21 protein-coding genes are annotated in these 19829 nt (G+C 62.1%); 10 read left to right on the top strand and 11 right to left on the bottom strand.

Annotated features, from left to right (window positions below; genetic code table 11):
• Positions 1-44: 44 nt before the first annotated feature.
• The 3 genes from K328_RS0120390 (at position 45) to K328_RS0120380 (ending at position 2522) form a co-directional block, all read left to right on the top strand.
• Complete coding sequence (locus tag K328_RS0120390; RefSeq protein ID WP_051285287.1) at positions 45-881, top strand: ABC transporter permease; 837 nt, start codon at positions 45-47, stop codon at positions 879-881.
• A gap of 74 nt (positions 882-955) precedes the next feature.
• Complete coding sequence (locus tag K328_RS0120385; protein ID WP_051285405.1) at positions 956-2101, top strand: 2'-deoxycytidine 5'-triphosphate deaminase; 1146 nt, start codon at positions 956-958, stop codon at positions 2099-2101.
• A gap of 85 nt (positions 2102-2186) precedes the next feature.
• Complete coding sequence (locus tag K328_RS0120380; protein WP_028467544.1) at positions 2187-2522, top strand: hypothetical protein; 336 nt, start codon at positions 2187-2189, stop codon at positions 2520-2522.
• A 78-nt stretch (positions 2523-2600) separates the two neighbouring features.
• On the opposite strand, the gene K328_RS26810 is transcribed toward K328_RS0120380, so the two are convergent.
• Positions 2601-2771 carry a hypothetical protein gene (locus K328_RS26810; RefSeq protein ID WP_156901522.1) on the bottom strand — a complete coding sequence of 57 codons (171 nt, stop codon included), beginning with the start codon at positions 2769-2771 and terminating at the stop codon, positions 2601-2603.
• 422 nt (positions 2772-3193) lie between these two features.
• Between K328_RS26810 and K328_RS0120370 the strand changes: the two genes are divergently transcribed.
• From K328_RS0120370 to K328_RS0120355, 4 genes are all read left to right on the top strand, one after another.
• Positions 3194-4366, top strand: a complete 1173-nt coding sequence (locus K328_RS0120370; RefSeq protein ID WP_245577616.1) for an aspartate aminotransferase family protein — start codon at positions 3194-3196, stop codon at positions 4364-4366.
• Positions 4367-4433: 67 nt separating this feature from the next.
• The gene (gene argF, locus K328_RS0120365; RefSeq protein ID WP_028467542.1) at positions 4434-5336 is read left to right on the top strand and encodes an ornithine carbamoyltransferase; all 903 of its coding nucleotides are present in this window, start codon (positions 4434-4436) and stop codon (positions 5334-5336) included.
• 27 nt (positions 5337-5363) lie between these two features.
• Complete coding sequence (locus K328_RS0120360) at positions 5364-6326, top strand: Hsp33 family molecular chaperone HslO (protein WP_051285285.1); 963 nt, start codon at positions 5364-5366, stop codon at positions 6324-6326.
• Between the two features lie 66 nt (positions 6327-6392).
• Complete coding sequence (locus K328_RS0120355) at positions 6393-6977, top strand: hypothetical protein (RefSeq protein WP_028467540.1); 585 nt, start codon at positions 6393-6395, stop codon at positions 6975-6977.
• 54 nt (positions 6978-7031) lie between these two features.
• On the opposite strand, the gene K328_RS0120350 is transcribed toward K328_RS0120355, so the two are convergent.
• Together K328_RS0120350 and K328_RS0120345 are read right to left on the bottom strand one after the other, a co-directional pair.
• Positions 7032-7514: a peroxiredoxin gene (locus tag K328_RS0120350; RefSeq protein WP_028467539.1), complete on the bottom strand. Its 483-nt coding sequence runs from the start codon at positions 7512-7514 to the stop codon at positions 7032-7034.
• 105 nt (positions 7515-7619) lie between these two features.
• Complete coding sequence (locus tag K328_RS0120345) at positions 7620-9719, bottom strand: protein-disulfide reductase DsbD family protein (protein WP_051285283.1); 2100 nt, start codon at positions 9717-9719, stop codon at positions 7620-7622.
• A gap of 181 nt (positions 9720-9900) precedes the next feature.
• Between K328_RS0120345 and K328_RS0120340 the strand changes: the two genes are divergently transcribed.
• Positions 9901-10491: a YqgE/AlgH family protein gene (locus K328_RS0120340; protein ID WP_028467537.1), complete on the top strand. Its 591-nt coding sequence runs from the start codon at positions 9901-9903 to the stop codon at positions 10489-10491.
• Positions 10492-10561: 70 nt separating this feature from the next.
• Here K328_RS0120340 and K328_RS27210 read toward each other — a convergent pair whose 3' ends face one another.
• The 5 genes from K328_RS27210 to thrC form a co-directional block, all read right to left on the bottom strand.
• Entirely contained in the window at positions 10562-10909 is a 348-nt protein-coding gene (locus tag K328_RS27210; RefSeq protein ID WP_084608480.1) for a GFA family protein, read from the bottom strand.
• A gap of 48 nt (positions 10910-10957) precedes the next feature.
• Complete coding sequence (locus K328_RS0120335) at positions 10958-12160, bottom strand: M20 aminoacylase family protein (RefSeq protein WP_051285281.1); 1203 nt, start codon at positions 12158-12160, stop codon at positions 10958-10960.
• A 104-nt stretch (positions 12161-12264) separates the two neighbouring features.
• Entirely contained in the window at positions 12265-12876 is a 612-nt protein-coding gene (locus K328_RS25175; RefSeq protein WP_084608453.1) for a GNAT family N-acetyltransferase, read from the bottom strand.
• Between the two features lie 132 nt (positions 12877-13008).
• On the bottom strand, positions 13009-14280 hold the full coding sequence (locus tag K328_RS0120325; protein WP_245577615.1) for a M16 family metallopeptidase: 1272 nt from the start codon (positions 14278-14280) through the stop codon (positions 13009-13011).
• Positions 14277-15701, bottom strand: coding sequence for a threonine synthase (gene thrC / locus K328_RS0120320; protein WP_028467534.1), 1425 nt, complete (start codon positions 15699-15701; stop codon positions 14277-14279). Before thrC ends, K328_RS0120325 begins: the two co-directional genes overlap by 4 nt.
• Positions 15702-15810: 109 nt before the next feature.
• Between thrC and K328_RS0120315 the strand changes: the two genes are divergently transcribed.
• Positions 15811-16707, top strand: coding sequence for an NAD(P)-dependent oxidoreductase (locus K328_RS0120315; RefSeq protein WP_028467533.1), 897 nt, complete (start codon positions 15811-15813; stop codon positions 16705-16707).
• On the opposite strand, the gene K328_RS0120310 is transcribed toward K328_RS0120315, so the two are convergent.
• Positions 16704-17171, bottom strand: a complete 468-nt coding sequence (locus K328_RS0120310) for an Lrp/AsnC family transcriptional regulator (protein ID WP_205620721.1) — start codon at positions 17169-17171, stop codon at positions 16704-16706. The genes K328_RS0120315 and K328_RS0120310 overlap by 4 nt on opposite strands.
• Before the next feature lie 129 nt (positions 17172-17300).
• Here K328_RS0120310 and K328_RS0120305 point away from each other — a divergent pair, with 129 nt between their 5' ends.
• Positions 17301-17558 (top strand): DUF6356 family protein, encoded by a 258-nt coding sequence (locus K328_RS0120305; protein ID WP_028467531.1) that lies wholly within the window; start codon positions 17301-17303, stop codon positions 17556-17558.
• A 26-nt stretch (positions 17559-17584) separates the two neighbouring features.
• On the opposite strand, the gene K328_RS0120300 is transcribed toward K328_RS0120305, so the two are convergent.
• A complete protein-coding gene (locus K328_RS0120300; protein ID WP_028467530.1) occupies positions 17585-19078 on the bottom strand; it encodes a peptidase M32 in 1494 nt (497 codons plus the stop codon).
• Entirely contained in the window at positions 19071-19802 is a 732-nt protein-coding gene (locus tag K328_RS25170; protein WP_036555271.1) for an SURF1 family protein, read from the bottom strand. The genes K328_RS0120300 and K328_RS25170 overlap by 8 nt, the downstream gene beginning before the upstream one ends.
• Between the last annotated feature and the right edge of the window lie 27 nt (positions 19803-19829).

Genomic DNA, 19829 nt, shown 5'->3' with positions numbered 1-19829 from the left:
GCCTATTGTGCGCGCCTAACACAACCTAAGCCATCGGCCCATACATGTCAGACCGTCCTTTTGTCTCGAATCTGAACGAGAACAGTATTCCTGTTCCCTCTGTGCGCAGGGTAGGCGTGGTCAACTGGATCGGCGTCTGGACACTTTATGAAAAAGAGGTCCGCCGTTTTCTGAAGGTGATCACCCAGACCGTGTTCGCGCCGGTCGTCACCTCACTGCTGTTCCTGGCGATCTTTACCCTGGCCCTGCAGCGCTCGATCGATATCGGCGGCGGCATCAGCTATTCCGAATTCCTGGCGCCGGGCCTCGTGGTCATGGCGATGATGCAGAACGCATTTGCGAATACCTCCTCCTCGATCATGATATCGAAGGTCCAGGGCAATATCGTCGACGTGCTGATGCCGCCGCTCGGGCCGGGCGAGCTGCTGGCTGCCTTCGCCCTCGGCGGCGTGACGCGGGGCCTGATCGTCGGAGTCTCCACCGTGATCACCATGTCTCTCGCAGTCGGCTTCCATGCGGCGCACTGGCCGGTGGCCATCTTCTTCGCGGTCTCCGCTTCGCTGGCGTTAGCCCTGATCGGCATCGCCGCCGGCATGTGGGCGGAGAAATTCGACCACCTGTCCTCGGTGACCAACTTCGTGATCCAGCCCCTCGCCTTTCTGTCCGGCACCTTCTATTCGATCGACCGGCTGCCCGGCATCTGGAACCAGATCGCACACCTCAACCCGTTCTTCTACATGATCGACGGCGTGCGCTACGGCCTGATCGGCTGGTCCGACAGCGACCCGCTGATTGGTGCTGCCGTACTGACGGTGATGAACGCGGCTCTGATGGGGCTGTGCTACCTGCTGCTGAAGCGCGGCTACAAGATCAGGAGCTAACGCACAAAACCGCTGGTCCCTTGGGCGCTGTCTGCTATTTTGCGCCAAATTGGGATTATTGGGCGGACCAGGATATGACCGCGGACACCTCAGCGGCAGCACCGGACAGCGGCACGCGCGAAAAGCGCACAACCGGGATTCTGCCGAGCCAGACCATCCGGGAGATGATCAAGGGCGGTCAGATCATTTCTGACACGCTGGTCATAGACGCGCAGATCCAACCCTCCAGCATCGATCTCCGGCTTGGCGACGAAGCCTACCGGGTGCGCGCCAGTTTCCTGCCCGGCCGGAACGCCTCCGTGCGCGACCGTCTCGAAACCCTCGCCATGCACAAGATTGACCTGCGCGACGGCGCGGTGCTGGAAAAGGGCTGCGTCTATATCGTCCGCCTGCAGGAAAGCGTCTCGCTCCCAGCAAAAGTTTCCGGCACGGCGAACCCGAAAAGCTCCACCGGCCGGCTCGACATTTTCACCCGGCTGATCACCGATTACGGCACCGAGTTCGAGAGCGTGCCGGAAGGGTACGAAGGCCCGCTCTATGCCGAGATCAGCCCGCGCACCTTCAGCGTGCTGGCCCGTACCGGCTCACGGCTGAACCAGCTCCGTTTCCGGCGCGGCCATCCGGTCGCCAGCGACGCGGCAATGCGTCGGCTGCAGGACAGCGTCGTGCTGGTGCATGGCCAGGAGGCCGATATCAAGGAAGGGGTCGCTGTCAGTGTCGACCTGACCGGCGAGCCGAAGACCGGGCTGATCGGCTACAAGGCGAAGCAGCATACCGGCCTGATCGATATCGACCGGCCGGGCAGCTACGACGTGCAGGACTTCTGGGAGCCGCTCTACCGCCAAAAAGATCGCCCGGCGGAACTGGTGCTGGATCCGGACGAATTCTACATCCTCGCCTCGAAGGAATATCTCTCCGTACCGCTCGACTATGCCGCCGAGATGCGTGCCTACGATACGAAGGTCGGCGAATTCCGGGTGCATTATGCCGGCTTCTTCGATCCCGGCTTCGGCATGCCCGAGGCCGGCGGCGAGGCGACCCGCGGCGTGCTTGAAGTCCGCTCCCACGACGTGCCGTTCGTCATCAGTGACGGACAGATCGTCTGCCGCCTGGTTTACGAGCCGCTGATCGAGATCCCGGACAAGATCTATGGCACCGGCGGCATCGGCTCGAACTATCAGGGCCAGGGCCTGAAGCTCGGCAAGCATTTCCGGAGCTAACCGGCAGCCAAACCCAAAGGCTGCCAATTAGAGCCGTAACCGCTATCATCGCGTGCATCCGATACCGGCTTCCGGAGGACACACGATGCCGAATATGCATGCACCGACCAGCGTAAACCTGCCGCTCTCCGGCAATGTCACGCAGGCGATCAATCCGTGGAGATGGGTGTTCGACTGGGCCGGGAGCAGTTTCAGCCTGATCAACGTCAATCTCGGCCGCTCATCCGATCCCGATCTGGAGCAGGAAATCCTGACGGAGGTCGGCTCTTACGGCCGTCAGCTCGGGCGGATGGGCGAGGCGATGCAGGTGCTGGTCGACAAGCTGGACCGCAGCACGCTGGACAAAGCGGAGCGCCACGCGATCGAAGCGTTCGAGGTGCAGCTTCGGGAAATCGACCGGCTGAAAAAACACCGGCGCTGAAAACAAAACCGGCGCGGAACAGGGGCATCACAAAGCCCGCATACCGCGCCGGTTTATATTTGTGAAAATAGTCTGGTCTCAGACGGTGATGTCGACACCTGAAGAGGAAGCGCTCTGCGCTCCTGTCGACTGGGCGATCTGCTTGGCTGTTTCAACAGCGCTGGAGACAACCTGGGCCTGGACAATTTGCTGCTGCTTGTCTGCGCGGAACGCAAAAACAGCGAGACTGGACTGCACGGGTGCGGTCATGGCGGACTCCTTTCTGGTGATTCCGCTTATTCAAGTGACTGCACTATATCCGCCAGAGCTTTACGAGTCATGAAGGATCGCTTTGGATTTTATTGAGTTTTAAGGCTTTCTGGAAACAAGGAGCCGTGGTTTCCATCGTCACATGAGTTTAACTCCAACTCCGCTGACGAAGCTTTATCTGAACCATGTCGTCGTTCCCCTGCGCGAACGGAACCCGAAGATCCCGGCTAGGTGATGCGGATGCTGCGTGAGGGCTATGACCGATGGAACCGGGCACCGCCCCTGGCTTCGATTCGCACAGTTTCGCGGGATTCGATGCCGCAACACCATATTCCCCTTGGCGTCCCCCGGATTCCGTGCTTTTTTCGATATCCGGCGGCGCCGGTTTTCGGTGCCGCCATTTTTTATGGTGGAGAAGGACGTTGGTTACCACGGTGATGCCCACATACGGGCGTATAGATATCGCTTTCGAGCGGGGGGAAGGCCCTTATCTGTATAGCACCGAAGGCCGACGATATCTCGATTTCGCATCGGGGATCGCCACCAACTCCCTCGGTCATGCGCACCCGCATCTGGTCGAAACGCTGAAGAGCCAGTCGGAAAAGCTGTGGCATGTTTCCAACCTCTACGAGGTTCCGGAACAGAAACGGCTGGCCGACCGGCTGGTGCAGAATTCCTTCGCCGACACGGTCTTCTTCGCGAATTCCGGTGCAGAAGCGAATGAAGGCGCGCTGAAGATCGCCCGCAAATACCAGTGGGAACGTGGCGAACAGGAGCGGAACGAGATCGTCTGCTGCACCTCCGCCTTCCATGGCCGGACGCTCACCACTCTCTCAGCCGGCGATAACGAAACCTACCGGACCGGCTTCGGCCCGCGCCCGGAAGGCTTCCGTCATGTCGCTTTCGGCAACATGAATGAGATGCGTGAGGCGATGGGCGCGAAGACCGCGGCCATCCTGGTTGAGCCGATCCAGGGCGAAGGCGGCATCAACACCGCCGATGTCGAGTATCTGAAGGCGCTCCGCCAGGCGGCGGACGAATTCGGCGCCCTGCTGATCTTTGATGAGATCCAGTGCGGCATGGGCCGGACCGGCAAGCTCTGGGCCTATGAATGGGCTGGGGTCGCGCCGGATATCATGACGCTTGCCAAGGGTCTTGGCGGCGGCTTCCCGGTCGGCGCCATTCTGGCGAGCGAGAAGGCCGCGTCCGGTATGGCACCAGGCACGCATGGCTCCACTTTCGGTGGTAACCCGCTGGGGATGGCGGTCGCGAATGCGGTGCTCGACGTATTGCTGGAGCCGGGCCTGCTGGATCGCGTCGCGAAACTTGGCGAAGACTTCCACAAGCGTCTGGACGCAATTGCATCGCGTTATCCGAAGATCTTTTCGGCGGTCAAGGGCAAGGGCCTGATGCTCGGCCTGGTCTGCGAGGTCAAGAATACCGACTTCCAGGGCAAGCTGCGAGAAGCCGGCCTGCTGACCGTCGGCGCCGGAGGAAACGTTCTGCGTATCCTGCCGCCACTGATCATCGACGAAAGCCATGTCGCCGAAGCCTGCGACATTATCGAGAAAGTCTGCGCGGACTGGGACGCCTGAACAGGCACCCGGCCGGCTCCCTCGGATGGGGCCGGCCGGCGTCCGCCCCCGATTCTGGAACTCCGATATGACCAAACAGAACCATTTCCTCGATCTCGACCAGATCGATGCGCTCACCCTTCGGTCCATTGTCGATGAAGGCATGGCCATGAAGCGCGGCGAGGCCGGAACCGAAAAACCGCTGGCCGGCAAAACCCTGGCGATGATTTTCGAGAAACCGTCGACCCGGACCCGTGTGTCCTTCGAAGTCGGCATGAAACAACTCGGCGGCGAGGTCGTGGTGTTGAACGCCGCCGACCTTCAGCTTGGCCGTGGCGAGTCGGTGAGCGATACCGCCAAGGTGCTGTCCCGCTATGTCGACTGCATCATGATGCGGACCTTCGACGAGGCAACGATCCGCGAGATGGCGGAGCATGCCACCGTCCCGGTGATCAACGGCCTGACGGACCACTCCCATCCCTGCCAGCTTATGGCGGACATCATGGCCTTCGAGGAACATCGCGGCCCGATCCGCGGCAAGGCCGTGGCCTGGAGCGGCGACGGCAACAACATGGCCTCCTCCTGGATTCACGCGGCGACAAAGTTCGGCTTCGAGCTCCGCATCGCCTGTCCGCCGGAACGCAGCCCGGACCCGGCCCTACTGGATTGGGCGCAGAAGAATGGCGGTAACGTCATCCTGACACACGATCCGGAAGAGGCCGTCAGGGACGTGGATTGCGTGGTGACCGATACCTGGGTCTCCATGGGCGACGACAGCTCCAACGTGCACAATCAGCTCGGCCCGTACCAGGTAACCGAAGACCTGATGGCGAAGGCGAAGCCGGATGCGATCTTCATGCATTGCCTGCCGGCGCATCGCGGCGAGGAAGTGACGGCGGAAGTCATCGACGGCCCGCAATCCATCGTCTTCGATGAGGCGGAGAACCGGTTGCATTCGCAGAAGGCCGTCCTCAATTGGTGTCTTTCATAAACCGCCTGGCCTGATCCGGAGATCAAGATGAGCACCGCCGACATTTTCGCAGAGTCGGGTCACGACGATCTGTTGCTGCCGTTCCAGGTCGACCCGTTCGGCCTGCGCGGCCGCATGGTGCGGCTGAATTCCGCCATCCACACCATTCTGGACCGGCACGGCTATCCCGAGCCGGTATCCAAACTGCTCGGCGAGGTCATGACCATTACGGTCTGCCTCGCCGGCGCACTCAAATACGAGGGCGTGTTTTCCCTGCAGATCAAGGGTGACGGGCCGATCCGCACCATGGTCGCGGATTTCACCAGCGAGGGGCATCTGCGCGGCTATGCCGCTTTCGACGAAGATGCCGTGAGGCAAGCGGCGGACAATGGCGAAGCGACAGTTCCGCGGATGATCGGCGGCGGCTATATCGCCTTCACCGTCGATCAGGGCGTGGCCACGGAGCGCTATCAGGGCATCGTGCCGCTGGCCGGACAGACGCTCGCGGAATGCACCCACGAATATTTCCGCCAGTCCGAGCAGCTCGAGACAGGCATCAACGTCGCTGTGCGCAAGGACGAGTTTGGCATCTGGCGGGCAGGTGCCCTGATGCTGCAGCGCATGCCGCTCGACGGCGGCGACGCGCCGGAGCCGGGCAAGGCCCGCACCGTGCATGACATGGATGCGTATGAGGATGCCTGGCGCACCGCCATGGTTATGCTGAGCAGCGCCAGCCCGGACGAGATCGCCGGTACCCGCGTCGCACCGGACCGCCTGCTGTTCCGCCTGTTCCACGAAAGCGGCATCCGGGCCTATCCGGCCCAGCACGTGGCGGAACGCTGCCGGTGCTCGAAAGACCGGGTGGAATCCGTTCTGACGTCACTGTCGGACGAGGAAATCCAGGACATGACCGTGGACGGTCTTGTGTTCGTTATCTGCGAGTTCTGCAAATCCCGCTGGGATTATGACGAAGCCAGTATGAAAAAACTTCGGGCTGGCACTGACGATTGATCATAATGCTGCCCCATCACTTAGGTTAGAATGATTCTTTCGGCTCATTCATCCTTGGGGGTTTCAATGCGGGTCCGGCTTGCTTTTCTGCTTTTCGCTTTCGTTGCACCGCTGCTCGGTGCCTGCGCAACGCCACCGACGACGAATTTTCCGGAGCTGACCTTCCGGCACAAGACACCGATCCGGCTTGCCGTCGGGTCCGTCGAGGTCATCAACGAATTCCGTATGCCTTTCGCTGCACCGAATGTGGAGCACAAGATGCCCGTCGCCCCCGGCCCGGCCGCAGAGCGCTGGGCACAGGACGTACTGCAGGCCATGGGTGGCCCGGACAAACTGGTGATGGTGATTACCGATGCCTCGGTGACGGAAACCCCGCTGAAAATCAAGAAGGGCCTCAAGGGCGCTTTCACCACAGATCAGACGGAACGGTATGAGAGCCGGGTTGCGGTACGCCTCGAAATCCGCACACCGGAAAACAAGCGCCGGGCCGTGGCGGAGGCTTTCGCCACCCGCAGCGCGACAATCGCCGAGGACGCCACTCTGGCAGACAGGGAAGCTCTCTGGTACGGCCTTACGGAAAAGCTGTTGGGTGAATTCGACACTACGATCCGACCGCAGGTCACGGCGCATCTCGGAGAATTCCTCCGCTAGAACGCGGAGTGCTCCGGAGCGGCTTATCGCCGCTCCGGAGCCTGACGGTTTGCGTCAGATATTGGCCAGCACGTGTTCAGCGCTGGAGACTTCGAAGGCGCGCGGCTCCTCAACGAAGAGCTTGGTGACGGTGCCGTTCTCGACAACCATCGCATAGCGCTGGGAGCGCATGCCGAGGCCGGCGACGGAGACATCCATCTCAAGGTCGAGCGCCTTGGCAAGTTCGCCATTGCCGTCCGCAATCATGGTGACAGCGTCGCCCGCGCCCTGGTCCTTGGCCCAGGCACCCATGACGAAAGCATCGTTCACGGCCGTGCAGGCAATCGCGTCGACGCCCTTCGCCTTCAGCTCACCCGCCTTCTGCACGAAGCCCGGAAGATGCTGCACGGAGCAAGTCGGCGTGAACGCCCCCGGCACCGCGAACAGGACGACCTTGCGGCCCTTGAAAAATTCCGCCGTATCGAGATCGTCAATCCCGTCCGCCGTATTTGTCTTCAGCGTCAGCGCCGGAAATGCGTCCCCAACTTTAATGGTCATTCTGGTCTCTCCCCCTGGGTGTTGTCTGGCCGGGTTGGCCAAAAGAATTCGGTCTCGAAAATACGATGCTTGAGATGGGGCCGACCAGCCCCAATTCCAATGCCGTCAATTACCGGCTTCCGCAATCGCTGTTTGCACCGCTTCAAGGCTCAGCAGTTCCGGCAGCGCGACACCGCCCGGCGCACCCGGACCATAGACCGCGTTGAACGGAATGCCATAGCGTCCGAACGATGCCAGATAATCCGCGATCGCCGGATCGGGAGCCGTCCAGTCAGCCCGCATGGCAACAACGTCCTCCGTCCCGATCAGTCCGGTAATCTCCGTGGATTCCAGAACCAGCGATTTGTTGACCTTGCAGGTCAGGCACCAGTCCGCCGTGACATCGATCAGAACAGTTTTACCTTCTGCCACCAGCCGGGAAATCTCCCGCTTGTCAAAAGGCCTCCAGGCGGATTCGACATCGGATGCCTTCGGTGCGGAGCTCTCCCGCACCGTGGCATATAGACCAACCCCGGCGACCGCGAGCATGGCGGCCAGGGCAATCGGTGCGCCCGCGCGCCTGCCGGGCACGCCATCCCGCGCCCTCCAGGTCAGCGCGGCCGTCAGCACCAGAGCCAGGCCACCGAGCAAAAGTGTATCGGGCAACGCGGCGGTCGCTGCAAAGACAGTATAGAGCCACACAGCCGTCGCCATGAGCGCCAGACCAAGGACGCGGCGCAGCCAGATCATCCAGGCGCCGGGCCGCGGCAAGGCGCGCGCGAGCCCAGGCAACGCAGCGACAAGAAGATAGGGCGCCGCCAGGCCGAGCCCCATGACAAGGAAGACAACGGCAATCTCGACGGACCCGCGCGAGAGTGCGAAACCGATCGCCGTGCCGAGAAACGGCGCAGAACATGGCGTCGCCAGCAGAGTGGCAAACGCACCGGTGAGAAAATGACCCGACAGGCTGGTTTTTCCCTCATGCCCGCCCGCACCGGAAGCCGCAAGGCCGAGATCGGAGACCCGTTGCGGCAAACCGATCTCGAACAGGCCGAGAAGATTGCCCGCAAAGAGCACCAGAATTGCCACCATGAGCGCAAGGAACAGAGGTTGCTGGAACTGGATGCCCCAGCCGACCGCAAGGCCCGCCTCCTTCAGCGCGATGGCCCCACCGGCCAGCAGCAGGAATGAGACAACAATCCCGGCGGCCGAGGCCAGAAAACCCCTCCGGATCGTGCCCTTGTCAGCCCCGCCATATTTCACCGCGCCGACCAGCTTCAGGGACAGCACCGGCAACACGCAAGGCATCAGGTTGAGGACCAGGCCGCCGAGGAAGGCAATGCCAAGCACAGCCGCCAGTGCCGCCCAACGGTTGAAGGGTCCGGCCTGCACCGCTTCAGAAACTGTGACCTTCCGCTCCAGGAACCGGTCACCGTCGACCAGCGTCAGGGTGACCTCCTCACCGGCCAGTCTGCTACCTTCCGGCAGGGAGGCCGGGACAGTCAGCACGGCGGAGCGCCGGTCCGCGGAGAAGGCGATATCCGGTTTGCCAAAGGCAAAGCCCTGCCGCGCTTCAGGAAAGACATCCGGCGCGTCGAGCGGATGTGTCGCCTGGATGGAGACGGCGAGCGAATGCGGCTCCGGCGTGCCGACCGCCGTGACCTGACCGATATCGAGGCCAAGCCCGCTCAGATTCTTCGGCACACGAGCGCGGAATCGGTCTATCAGCTGGGCGAACGCCGTCGGGCTAGCTTCCGTCCCGGCGAGATCGAGGCTCAGACTGGCCGTCAACGGCACGCAGATATCACTGCAGGCCAGCGCGTTCATCTCCGCCCGCAATGCCAACGGTTCACCCGGCTGGGAAAGCGTCGCGCGAATCGGAATCACCACCTCGCCGTGGTAGCCGTAGGTCTCCAGCCCGAACAGGCTGAACCGTTCCGGCACCGGCCAGCGCCAGGCCATTCCGGCAAGGTTGCTTGAGCCCTGCCAGTCAATTTCCGGCGGATAACCGGCATCGCCCGGGGCACGCCAATAGATCTTCCAGCCGTCGGCCAGGCGGAACTGCAGGCCGAGAGGAACATTGTCCTGGCCCTGGGTTCCCGCCACCGCGGAAATCAGCCGGACATCGGCGAATTCGGTACTGACCCAGTCGGACGCACCGGGCGCACCAGTGGCAGGGCGCGCAAAAAACCCGAGCGCCATGATGACGCCCAGAATAGCGGCCACTATTGGATTTCTTGGGCGGAAGACCCAACTCATAATCAGATGCCCGAGCTTGTTGCAGGGTTTTCACACCCTTTCCGTCCCGCATATATAGTGGACCGGAGCCGCCACGTCGGTCACATTTTCCGGAAACGCGGGAAAGAATTGGCGGACCCGGCGCAACCGAAGATCAGGACAGTCAAGAATGACCAGTACCGTCGCCGAGGAAACCCAGGAAGGCTATCTCACCGGACAGCTTCTGGTGGCTATGCCGGCAATGCGCGACCCGCGTTTTGCCCGTTCCGTGATCTATATCTGCGTCCATAACGCCGAAGGTGCGATCGGCCTGGTGGTAAACCGTCTCGTCGGCTCGATCGAGTTCAGCGACCTGATCGAACAGCTCGACATGCAGTTTGGCGAAACCGACCTGGTCGCCAACCCGCCGGTCCATTTCGGCGGACCGGTCGATACCGAACGCGGTTTCGTGCTGCACAGCGCCGACTACCAGAGCGAGGAGACGCTCGATATCGACAAGGAATTCGGGCTGACCGCGACGATCGACATCGTCCGAACCATCGCGTCGGGCAGCGGTCCGAAGGACCATCTGCTGGCGCTCGGCTATGCCGGATGGGGTCCAGGCCAACTCGATAGCGAGATCCAGGAAAACGCCTGGCTCAATGTCGATGCGGACAACGCGCTGGTCTTCGATACCGATCTCGACAGCAAATGGGACCGGGCGCTGGCCAAACTCGGCGTCGATTCCGCCCTGCTCTCGACCGAGTCCGGACGGGCCTGAAACTTTCCGTTTCAGTGAACAGCAGGCGCCCTTCTCGGCAAGAAAACCGGACGAGATAAACGCCCCCATTTCACGACAGGCGACTGCCCTGCACTCGTTCAACCGGAAGCGCGTCTAAATCGACATCCTCCAGGCAGCGCACATTTACCGACCATAAATGCGGTGCGGTGCGCGGTCTCCGGAATGGGAGGATGCCGCAACGCGGGCAAAAATAGTCCGTCGCCTGCTTCGTGTTGAACTGATACGTCGTGAGTTCTTCGAGCGGAGTAAGCACCTCCAGAGCCTTTTCTTCCACCCGGTGAAGCAATGCGCCTCGCCGTCGGCAGATAGAGCAATCGCATACGCGGACATGATCGAGGTCAACCTCCAACGTGAACCGCACCAGCCCGCAGTGGCAACTGCCTGAATAGACACTCATCTTCTGCACCCCAATCAGCCATGGAAGACCAAAGTTTAGGGAGTTCGCCTATGCGCTTTCCGGCAACAGCTTGTCCACCAGTGCTAGCCAATACCCTATGCCGAGGGGAATGGAGGCGTCGTTGAAGTTGTAGTCCGGGTAATGCAGCTTGCCGGAGGCGTGATCCGGCGCCGCCGTACCCATCCAGATGTAATTGCCCGGACGCTCGTTCAGCATGAAGGAGAAATCCTCGCCCGCCATACAAGGATCGTGCTCGCGGATTACCTTTTCCGCGCCGACCAGCGACTCTGCGACCCCGGCCGCGAATTCAGCCTCGGCGGGCGGGTTTATTGCCGGCGGATAGTTCTTGCGGTAGTCGATCACCGCCTCGCAGCCGAAGCCCTGGGCGATACCAGTTGCCAGCGAACGAATGCGTGCCTCGGCGAGATCGCGCACGCCCGGCTCGAAATAGCGCACCGAGCCGCCGATCACCGCTTCATCCGGCATCACCACATAGGCATCCGAGCCCCTGAACATAGAGACCCCGATGGTCGCGGTTTTGTGCGGCGAGACATTGCGCCCCGGCACGCTCTGGATTGCGGTGACCAGATGGGCCGCCGCCAGCACCGTGTCCACACCGTCATGCGGCATCCCCGCATGGGTGCCCTGACCGCGCACGGCAATGTCAAAATAGTCGATCCCCGCCATGATCGGGCCGGCCAGCGGACAGAAGGTTCCGAGCGGCAGGTCGGGCCAGTTGTGCAGTCCCCAGACCGTCTCGCAATTCGCCTTGTCGAACAGGCCCTCCTCAACCATCACCCGGCCGCCGCCGCCGCCTTCTTCCGCCGGCTGAAAGATCAGCGCGACCGAACCGGAAAAATCACGGCTTTCGGCCAGCAGCTTCGCCGCGCCAAGCAGCATCGCGGTGTGCCCGTCATGCCCGCAGGCATGCATCTTTCCCGGTACTGTCGACTTGTAGGGCACGTCGCCGACTTCCTGCATCGGCAGCGCATCCATATCCGCGCGGAGTCCGATCATCGGTCCCTCAGAACGGCCGCGAACAATGCCGACAACGCCCGTGGTCGCAATCCCGGTCATTACCTCGTCGACCCCGAAGGCCCGCAGCTTGTCGGCGACAATCCCGGCAGTACGCACTTCCTCGAACCCGGTCTCGGGATGGGCATGCAGGTCGCGGCGCCACTCCGTGACATCCCCATGCAGGGCGGAAATCCGGTTGTGATGGCGCGAAGAGAGGGCGGACTGGTCGGTCATGGGAGCTCCGGTGATAGTCGCCGGGTCCGGACGGTCCCGACGTGATACGGAACAAGAATGCCAACCTGAAAGGCTCTCGTCGAGTTGAACCGGAAAACGCCGGCCTAGAAGTGCTTCAGCTCATCCGCGAAGCTTGGATAGAACTCCTCGCGCAGCAGCGCGAACAGGACGTGGTCCTGCCAGCGGCCGTCGATCTTCAGATACTTCTTCGCCAGTCCTTCCTCACGGAAGCCGGCTTTGCGCAACACACCCTGGCTCGGGTAGTTGCGTGGCAGGCAGGCGGCCTCGACCCGGTGCAGGGAGAGCTGGTCGAAACCGAAAGAGCAGGCACCATGCACGGCCTCGGTCATATAGCCATGCCGGGCATAGGGACGGCCGATCCAGTAGCCGATTGTACAGCATTGGGCGACGCCCCGACGGACATTGGCAATGGTGATACCACCGACCATCGCATCGTCACTGCGCCGGTAGATGAGGAAGGAATAACCTTGGTCCCGCGCCCAGTCCTCGGCATAGCGGGCGAGACGGCGGCGGAAGGCGGCGCGCGTCAGCGCGTCGTCTGGCCAGCGCGGTTCCCACTCGACAAGAAAATCCCGGCTGATGGCGCGCAGTTCGGCCCATTCACGCCAGTCGTTCTTGTTCGGCTGCCGGAGATAAAGCCGCGGCAGGGATACCCGCGGCTCGATCTTGGACGGCGGAAAAAACGTCAGGACCAAATCACGAATCCCCTCGGAGCCCGTTACAGCGTCATTTTTCCTGTTAACCGTGCTGAAGGCAAGCGGAACCGCCGCACGGCAAGCCTTGCCGTGCGGGGTCTGGGAATCTGAGAGAAATTCATAGCCCGCCGGTCAGTTCAGCCGGGCACAGATCTTGTCGTAGGATTCGAGGCTTCCGGTCGGGCCGAGAGCAGCCAGGGTCGGCTTGCTCTTGAGCAACCGCTCCGCCACGCGGCGGATCGCCGCCGTATCGACCGCGTCGACCTTGGCAACAAGTTCGGGCACCGGCACCGGGCGGCCGTAGACCAGCATGTGCTGAGCCAGTTGCTCGCACCGGTTCGAGGTGCTCTCCCGGCTCATCAGCAGACCGGAGCGGAGCTGGGTGCGGGCCCGCTCGACTTCTTCCTCGGTAACGTTCGTGGCGACATCAAGCAACTCGTCGCAAACCACCGGCATCAGTTCGATCGATTCCTTCTCGCCGGTTCCGGCATAGACCGAGAACATGCCGCCATCGTTATAGGCCGCGCTGAAGGAATAGACCGAATAGACCAGCCCGCGCTTCTCGCGCACTTCCTGGAACAGACGCGAGGACATGCCGCCGCCGAACAGCATGGAAAGAACCTGCTGGGCGTAGAAGTCCGGGTCGTGGAAGCCTGTCCCCTCGAAGCCGAGCAGCAGGTGCAGCTGTTCCAGATCCTTCTCGACCCGGATCTCGCCGCCCTTGTATTCCGCCTGCTCGGTCTTCGCGGCTGTCTGCGCGCCGAGCGTACCGAAGCCGCGTTCGACCTCGGCCACCACCGCATCGTGATCGACTGCACCGGCTGCGGAGAAAACCAGACTGTCTCCTGCATAATTCTCGTTGATGAAGGCCATGATGCCGTCCCGGCTCATCTCCTGGACGATCTCGGAGCGGCCGAGCACCGGGCGGCCCATGGCCTGCTCCGGATAGGCGGTTTCCTGAAAATAATCGAAGACGATATCGTCCGGCGTATCCGCCGCCTGGCCGATTTCCTGGATGATCACGGAACGCTCGCGGCTCAGTTCCTGCTCGTCGAAGGTCGAGTTCACCAGAATGTCCGAGATAACATCGACGCCCAGCGACACGTCTTCCTTAAGCACTTTGGCGTAGTATGCGGTCTGCTCCCGCGCCGTATAGGCATTCATGTGCCCGCCGACCGCCTCAACCTCCTCGGCAATCTGAAGTGCCGAGCGGCGCTTGGTGCCCTTGAACACCATGTGTTCCAGCAGATGCGCCACGCCATTCTCGGCCGCGACCTCGTGCCGGGTGCCGACATTCAGCCACGCGCCGAGCGAAACGCTCTCCACGCTGGCCATCTTGTCGGTCACCACGCGGGCGCCGTTGGCGAGTTCGGTGATCTTGATTCCGTCCATGTCGCCGCTCATGCAGCGTTCTCCTTGGTCGCAACGATGCCTGCTATATGGGTGCTGACGGTCCCGTAGTCATTAGCGAGTACGGTCATGCGCTCTTCACGCTCCAGCAAATCGGCCAATCGGGGCGGCAGCGCCGGGCGCTGGCCGATGGCGGACTCGACCGCATCCGGGAATTTGGCCGGGTGAGCGCAGGCGAGTGAGATCATCGGCTTGTCGATGCTAATGGCGCCGCTTTCACGGGCCTGACGGGCCGCGCCGAGAGAAACGGCGGAATGCGGATCGGTGATCTCGCCCGTCTCTTCATAGACAGCCTTGATGGTCGCCTTGGTACCGGTCTCATCGGTCCGGAAGCCGTCAAATTCGCCCCGGGCGCGATCCAGCATGCCCTGGGAGACAGCGAAGTGGCCGGTCTCGCGGAAACTCGAAAGTGCGTCGGTCACGGCGGTGCCGTCCCGGTCGAACAGATCGAACAGGTAACGCTCGAAATTGCTGGAGACCTGGATATCCATGCTCGGGCTGATGGAGGGCTGCACGCCTTCCAGCTTCATCTCGCCGGAAGCGAGGAAGCGGGACAGGATGTCGTTCTGGTTCGTCGCCACCACCATGCGGTCGATCGGCAGGCCCATCTGCTTGGCGGCATAGGCGGCGAAGATATTGCCGAAATTGCCGGTCGGCACGACGAAGGAGACAGGCCGCTCCGCCGTGGCGCCGATGCTCAGCGCCGAGGTCACGTAATAGACCACCTGCGGCAGGATGCGGGCCCAGTTGATCGAGTTCACGCCGGAAAGGTTATGTTTGTCCCGGAAAGCGATGTCGTTGAACAGCGCCTTCACCATGTCCTGGCAATCGTCGAATGTGCCTTCCAGCGCGATGGCATGGACATTCGGCGCATCGACCGTTGTCATCTGGTGCTGCTGCACCGGAGAGACCCGGCCCTTCGGGAAGAAGATGAAGATCTCGGCATTGGCGCTGTCGCGGAACGCCTCGATGGCGGCCGAGCCGGTATCGCCCGAGGTGGCGCCGACAATGGTCACCTTCTCGCCGCGCTTGGTCAGCACATGATCGAACATCCGCCCGAGGACCTGCATCGCATAGTCCTTGAAGGCCAGCGTCGGGCCGTGGAACAGCTCCATCATCCAGAGATTGCCGTCGAGCTGCTTCAGCGGCGCCACGGCGCTGTGCTCGAAGCTGCCATAGACCTCGTCCATGATGCCCTTCAGCGTCGCGTCTTCGAAGGCGTCGCCGGTGAACAGGCGGCAAACCTCGAACGCTGTCTCGGCATAGGACAGTCCGGCGAGCCGTTTCAGGTCCGCCGGGGTAAGGGTCGGCCATGTCTTCGGGACATAGAGTCCGCCGTCGCGGGCAAGGCCCGTCAGGAGTACGTCTTCGAAACCGAGTTCAGGGGCCTTGCCCCGGGTGCTGATATAGCGCACGTCCGCCGTCTCTTTTTCGCCGTTCGAAAGGACGCAACCTAGCGGTGGCGCTGGGTTCTTGCAACAATACCGGCTCAGTCGGAAAAGGACGCAAACCGGGATGCTCTCCATGGCCATCGAAACTGTCGGAATCATGACGCCCGGGGACATGGGGCACGCCATCGGCCAGCGGCTCGGCGAGGCCGGAATCCGGGTCGTCACCAACCTCGCAGGCCGCTCCGATCGCAGCCGTGCCCTAGCGAGAAAAGCAGGGATCGAGGATCTCGGCTCCGACGCCGCTTTGCTCACCGACTGCGACGTCATCTTCTCTATCATGCCGCCCGATCAGGCGGCGGGCTTCATCAGTCGCATGGCCGCGGCGGCGGGTGCGCTCGACACCAAACCAAAAGCGCTGATTGCCGACCTGAACGCCGTCGCACCCTCCACGGCGCGGCAGCTTCAGGAGACAGCGGAAGCCGCCGGTATCGGCTTCCTCGATGGCGGCATCATCGGCGGCCCGCCCTATCCAGGACGGTCAAGCCCGCGCATCTATCTGAGCGGTCCCGGCGCGGATGCCCTCTCAGCCCTGAGTCCCACCCTAGACATCCGCCCGCTCGGCGATGAAATCGGCGCCGCCTCGGCCCTGAAGATGTGTTTCGCCACCCTGACAAAAGGCGTGCAGGCGCTTGCCATCCAGAGCTTCGTCACGGCGGAGCTGGAAGGGGTCGGCCCGGCTTTCCGGGCGGAGTTGGAGGGAGCGCAGGCAAACCTTCTGAGAAGCCTGACCGGCAGCCTCCCCGGCATGCCGCCGAAAGCCTATCGCTGGGTCGGCGAGATGGAGGAGATCGCCAAGACCTATGGCGATGCCGGCCTGACGCCAAAGACCTTCGAGGGTGTGGCTGATGTCTACCGCTTCGTCGAGAGCACCCCGCTGGGCAAGGAAGTCGTCGAGAACCGGACCATGGGGACCGATCTCGACGATCTGGTCACCCGGCTCGCCGACGCGCTGCGGGAGCGGCGCTCCTAGCCCGCATAACCAAGGGGCAGTGCCGTCGTATACTTGATTTCTTCCATGGCAAAGCTGGAGCTGACTTCCGCCAGATCCGCAATCGAGATCAGGCGTTTATAGACGGCGTCATAGGTCTCCACGCTCGGAACCACGACGCGGAGCAGATAATCGACGGTTCCGCTCATGCGATAGAATTCGAGGACTTCCGGGATTTCCGAAACGCCCTTGGCGAACTTCTCCAGCCAGACATCGCTATGCTGGCTGGTGCGGATCATGACGAAAACGGTCAGCGGCACGTCGACCGCGCGGCGATCCAGCAGGGCCACCTTTTTGCGGATCACACCCTGCTTTTCGAGATTCTGGATACGGCGCCAGCAGGGTGTCGAAGAAAGACCGACACGGGTGCCGATCTCCGCCACGGAGAGATCGGCGTTCTCCTGCAACAGGGCGAGGATACGCCGGTCCGTCTCGTCGATCTTCATTCCGCATAACCCGCTTATGTTAGAATATTATTCTAACATAGAGGCGATGCTTGAGGAAAAAAGCAAACTTTTTGCCGCGATTCCGGGCCAGAATGAATGCGTCTTCCACATTCACTCCGGGGCGCCGCCATGATCTTCAAAATCTTTACCAGCCATCCACAATCGGTCGGCGAGGGCTATTGGCAGCATTTCGGATTTGCCACCTCGACCGGTGGCGCGATGATGCTCGGCGGTCTCGCCTGCATGGTGCACGGCCTGTTCCCGTTCCTCTGCACCCGGACCGGTAGCAAGACCATCGCCCGGCTGTATGGCCGGATGTCCTCCGGCGCTCGGCATGCCGTGATGGAAAAGAACCACACCGAACTCAGCCAGCAACCGGCCGAATAGATCTCTATCGGAGGCAGAGTTAGCGGTTAGAGATAACGCTCATTCAGGTGGCCAAGGAATGCATCCGCCGAGAGCGGCGCACCGGTTGCGGCGCTGATGATTTCGTCCGTGGTCTTCGCGCTTCCGACCGAATGAACATTCTCGATGAGCCAAGCCAGCAGGCTTGAGAAATCGCCGGCGGCGATACGCTGATCCAGATCCGGCAGAGCGTCATGTGCCGCCTTGAAGAGTTGGGCAGCGGCAAGCGCCCCGAGCGTATAGGTCGGGAAATAACCGAACGAGCCATGATACCAGTGGATGTCCTGCAGGCAGCCGTCCCGGTCGTCTTCGGGCGCCACACCGAGTGACGCCTTCATCCCGTCACGCCATGCGCCTGGCAGATCCTTCAGCGCAAGATCGCCTGAGAGCAGAGCCTTTTCCAGATCGTAGCGCAGCATGACATGCAGCGGATAAGTCACCTCGTCCGCATCGACCCGAATCAGCCCGCGCGCCACTCTGTGGCCAAGCAGGTTCAGATTCTCCGGCGTCATTGCGGGGCCGCCCGTATGCAGGACCTCCGCCGCAAGCGGCGCCAGGAACCGGTAGAAAGCCGGCGAGCGGCAGGCCTGCATTTCCATCAGCAGGGATTGGCTCTCATGCATCACCATGCCCCGTGAAGACCCCACGGGCTGGTTGCGCCAATCCACAGGCAGGCCGCGCTCATAGAGAGCATGTCCGGTCTCGTGGATTACCCCCATCAGGGCGCGGCTGAAATCATCCTCGGAATAGCGTGTCGTGATGCGGACATCGTCCGGGATACCGCCGGTGAAGGGATGTGCGCTCTCATCGAGTCGGCCATGCGCAAAATCGAAACCGAGCGCGCTCATCACGCGCGCGCCGAGTTCCTTCTGCTTCGCAGCGGGGAACGGTCCTTCGGGGATGATCGGCGCCGGTCCGGCGGCCTGATGCTCCAGAATGTTTTCCATCAATCCCGGCAGCTCGGACTTCAACCTGGCGAAGACCAGATCAATCCAGGCCATGGTGCCGCCCGGCTCATAGCTGTCGATCAGTGCATCGTAGAGACCGCAGCCGAGTTTTTCGGCCTTGATCGCCCCGTACTCCCGGGTCAGCTCAAGCACCGTGGCGAGCTTGCCCGCGACGGCGGAGAAATCGTCCTTCGCCCGGGCATCGCGCCAGGCGACGACACAGGCGGATGTAGCCCTCGACCGGGCTTCCACCAGATCGGCCGGCGCCACCGTTTCGTTGGTATGAACCCGGCGCATCTCCCGCAGATTGGCCTGCTGCATCGGGGTCAGCGCGGCGCTGTCCTCTTCCGCCCGCGAGAGCTCGTCGGAGACAGCGTCGGTCGCCAGCAATTCATGCTGCAGCACATCCAGCGTCGCCAACTGCTCGGCCCGCGCTTCCGCGCCGCCCGACGGCATCATGGTTTCCTGATCCCAGCCGAGAACCCCGCTCGCTCCGGAGATAGCGGAGTATCGTTTGAAACGTTTCTCAAGGGCTGCGTAAGCGCTGTCAGTCACGGCCGGGCTCCGCCTCATCTTCGGGTTTCAGGTGATAGATCACATAGATGACGATGAGGGTCAGCGCGAGCAAGGCCCAGGTGGCGGCATAGCTCAGATGCTCGTTCCGGACATGGATTTTGCTTTCGGCGCCGATCGGCATATTCAGCGGCCCGGGATCGCGCAGCCTGTCCACATAATAGGGCAGCACCGGGCCAAGATCCCTGGTCGCAGCCATCTCCGCCGTGTCGATATAGAGCCAGACCTCATTATCCGGCTCGTTGTCGGGCACGAAATAGCCTTTCAGCCGATCCTGCCGGATCAGGCCATCGACCGTCTGAACGCCCTCGACATGCATGGGAGCCGTATCGACAGGGCCTTGCCTCTTGAGTTGAATCCAGCCCCGGTTCACCAGCACGGTACGGCCGTCCACCAGCTTCATCGGCGTGATCAGATGGAAGCCGGCATTGCCCTTGAACGGCTTGCCGGTGACCAGCAGCTCCCTATCATGCAGATAGGTGCCTTCAAGCCGGACCCGCTTGTAGCGCCAGTTCTCGATGGCATCGATGCTGTCGGGGAGGGCCACCGGCGGCGCCTCGACCCGGCTCTCGAACTGGTCGATAAGATTGCTCTTCCAGGCAAGCCGTTCCAGCTGCCAGTAGCTGAGGCTCAGCATGAAGGCCACGGAAATGATCGTGAAGAAGGTTGCCCAGAAAGTGGGACGGAACCTGCGATTGCCGAACATTCTTTTTTCCAGACGTTGCACGCAAAC

The sequence above is a fragment of the Nisaea denitrificans DSM 18348 genome, from assembly GCF_000426505.1.
GTDB lineage: Bacteria > Pseudomonadota > Alphaproteobacteria > Thalassobaculales > Thalassobaculaceae > Nisaea > Nisaea denitrificans.
Note: the sequence above shows the minus strand (reverse complement) of the source record. Positions and strands in the feature narration are given on the sequence as shown.

Bases quoted from the DNA above. Each gene is read 5' to 3' on its own strand.
- K328_RS25170 (WP_036555271.1), bottom strand. From the start codon at position 19,802: ATGTTCGGCAATCGCAGGTTCCGTCCCACTTTCTGGGCAACCTTCTTC.
- K328_RS0120325 (WP_245577615.1), bottom strand. From the start codon at position 14,280: ATGAGCGGCGACATGGACGGAATCAAGATCACCGAACTCGCCAACGGC.
- K328_RS27210 (WP_084608480.1), bottom strand. From the start codon at position 10,909: ATGAGTGTCTATTCAGGCAGTTGCCACTGCGGGCTGGTGCGGTTCACG.
- K328_RS0120380 (WP_028467544.1), top strand. From the start codon at position 2,187: ATGCCGAATATGCATGCACCGACCAGCGTAAACCTGCCGCTCTCCGGC.
- K328_RS26810 (WP_156901522.1), bottom strand. From the start codon at position 2,771: ATGACCGCACCCGTGCAGTCCAGTCTCGCTGTTTTTGCGTTCCGCGCA.
- K328_RS0120305 (WP_028467531.1), top strand. From the start codon at position 17,301: ATGATCTTCAAAATCTTTACCAGCCATCCACAATCGGTCGGCGAGGGC.
- K328_RS0120350 (WP_028467539.1), bottom strand. From the start codon at position 7,514: ATGACCATTAAAGTTGGGGACGCATTTCCGGCGCTGACGCTGAAGACA.
- K328_RS0120385 (WP_051285405.1), top strand. From the start codon at position 956: ATGACCGCGGACACCTCAGCGGCAGCACCGGACAGCGGCACGCGCGAA.
- K328_RS0120315 (WP_028467533.1), top strand. From the start codon at position 15,811: ATGGCCATCGAAACTGTCGGAATCATGACGCCCGGGGACATGGGGCAC.
- argF (WP_028467542.1), top strand. From the start codon at position 4,434: ATGACCAAACAGAACCATTTCCTCGATCTCGACCAGATCGATGCGCTC.
- K328_RS0120335 (WP_051285281.1), bottom strand. From the start codon at position 12,160: ATGACCGACCAGTCCGCCCTCTCTTCGCGCCATCACAACCGGATTTCC.
- K328_RS0120360 (WP_051285285.1), top strand. From the start codon at position 5,364: ATGAGCACCGCCGACATTTTCGCAGAGTCGGGTCACGACGATCTGTTG.
- K328_RS0120310 (WP_205620721.1), bottom strand. From the start codon at position 17,171: ATGAAGATCGACGAGACGGACCGGCGTATCCTCGCCCTGTTGCAGGAG.
- K328_RS0120390 (WP_051285287.1), top strand. From the start codon at position 45: ATGTCAGACCGTCCTTTTGTCTCGAATCTGAACGAGAACAGTATTCCT.
- K328_RS0120355 (WP_028467540.1), top strand. From the start codon at position 6,393: ATGCGGGTCCGGCTTGCTTTTCTGCTTTTCGCTTTCGTTGCACCGCTG.
- K328_RS0120340 (WP_028467537.1), top strand. From the start codon at position 9,901: ATGACCAGTACCGTCGCCGAGGAAACCCAGGAAGGCTATCTCACCGGA.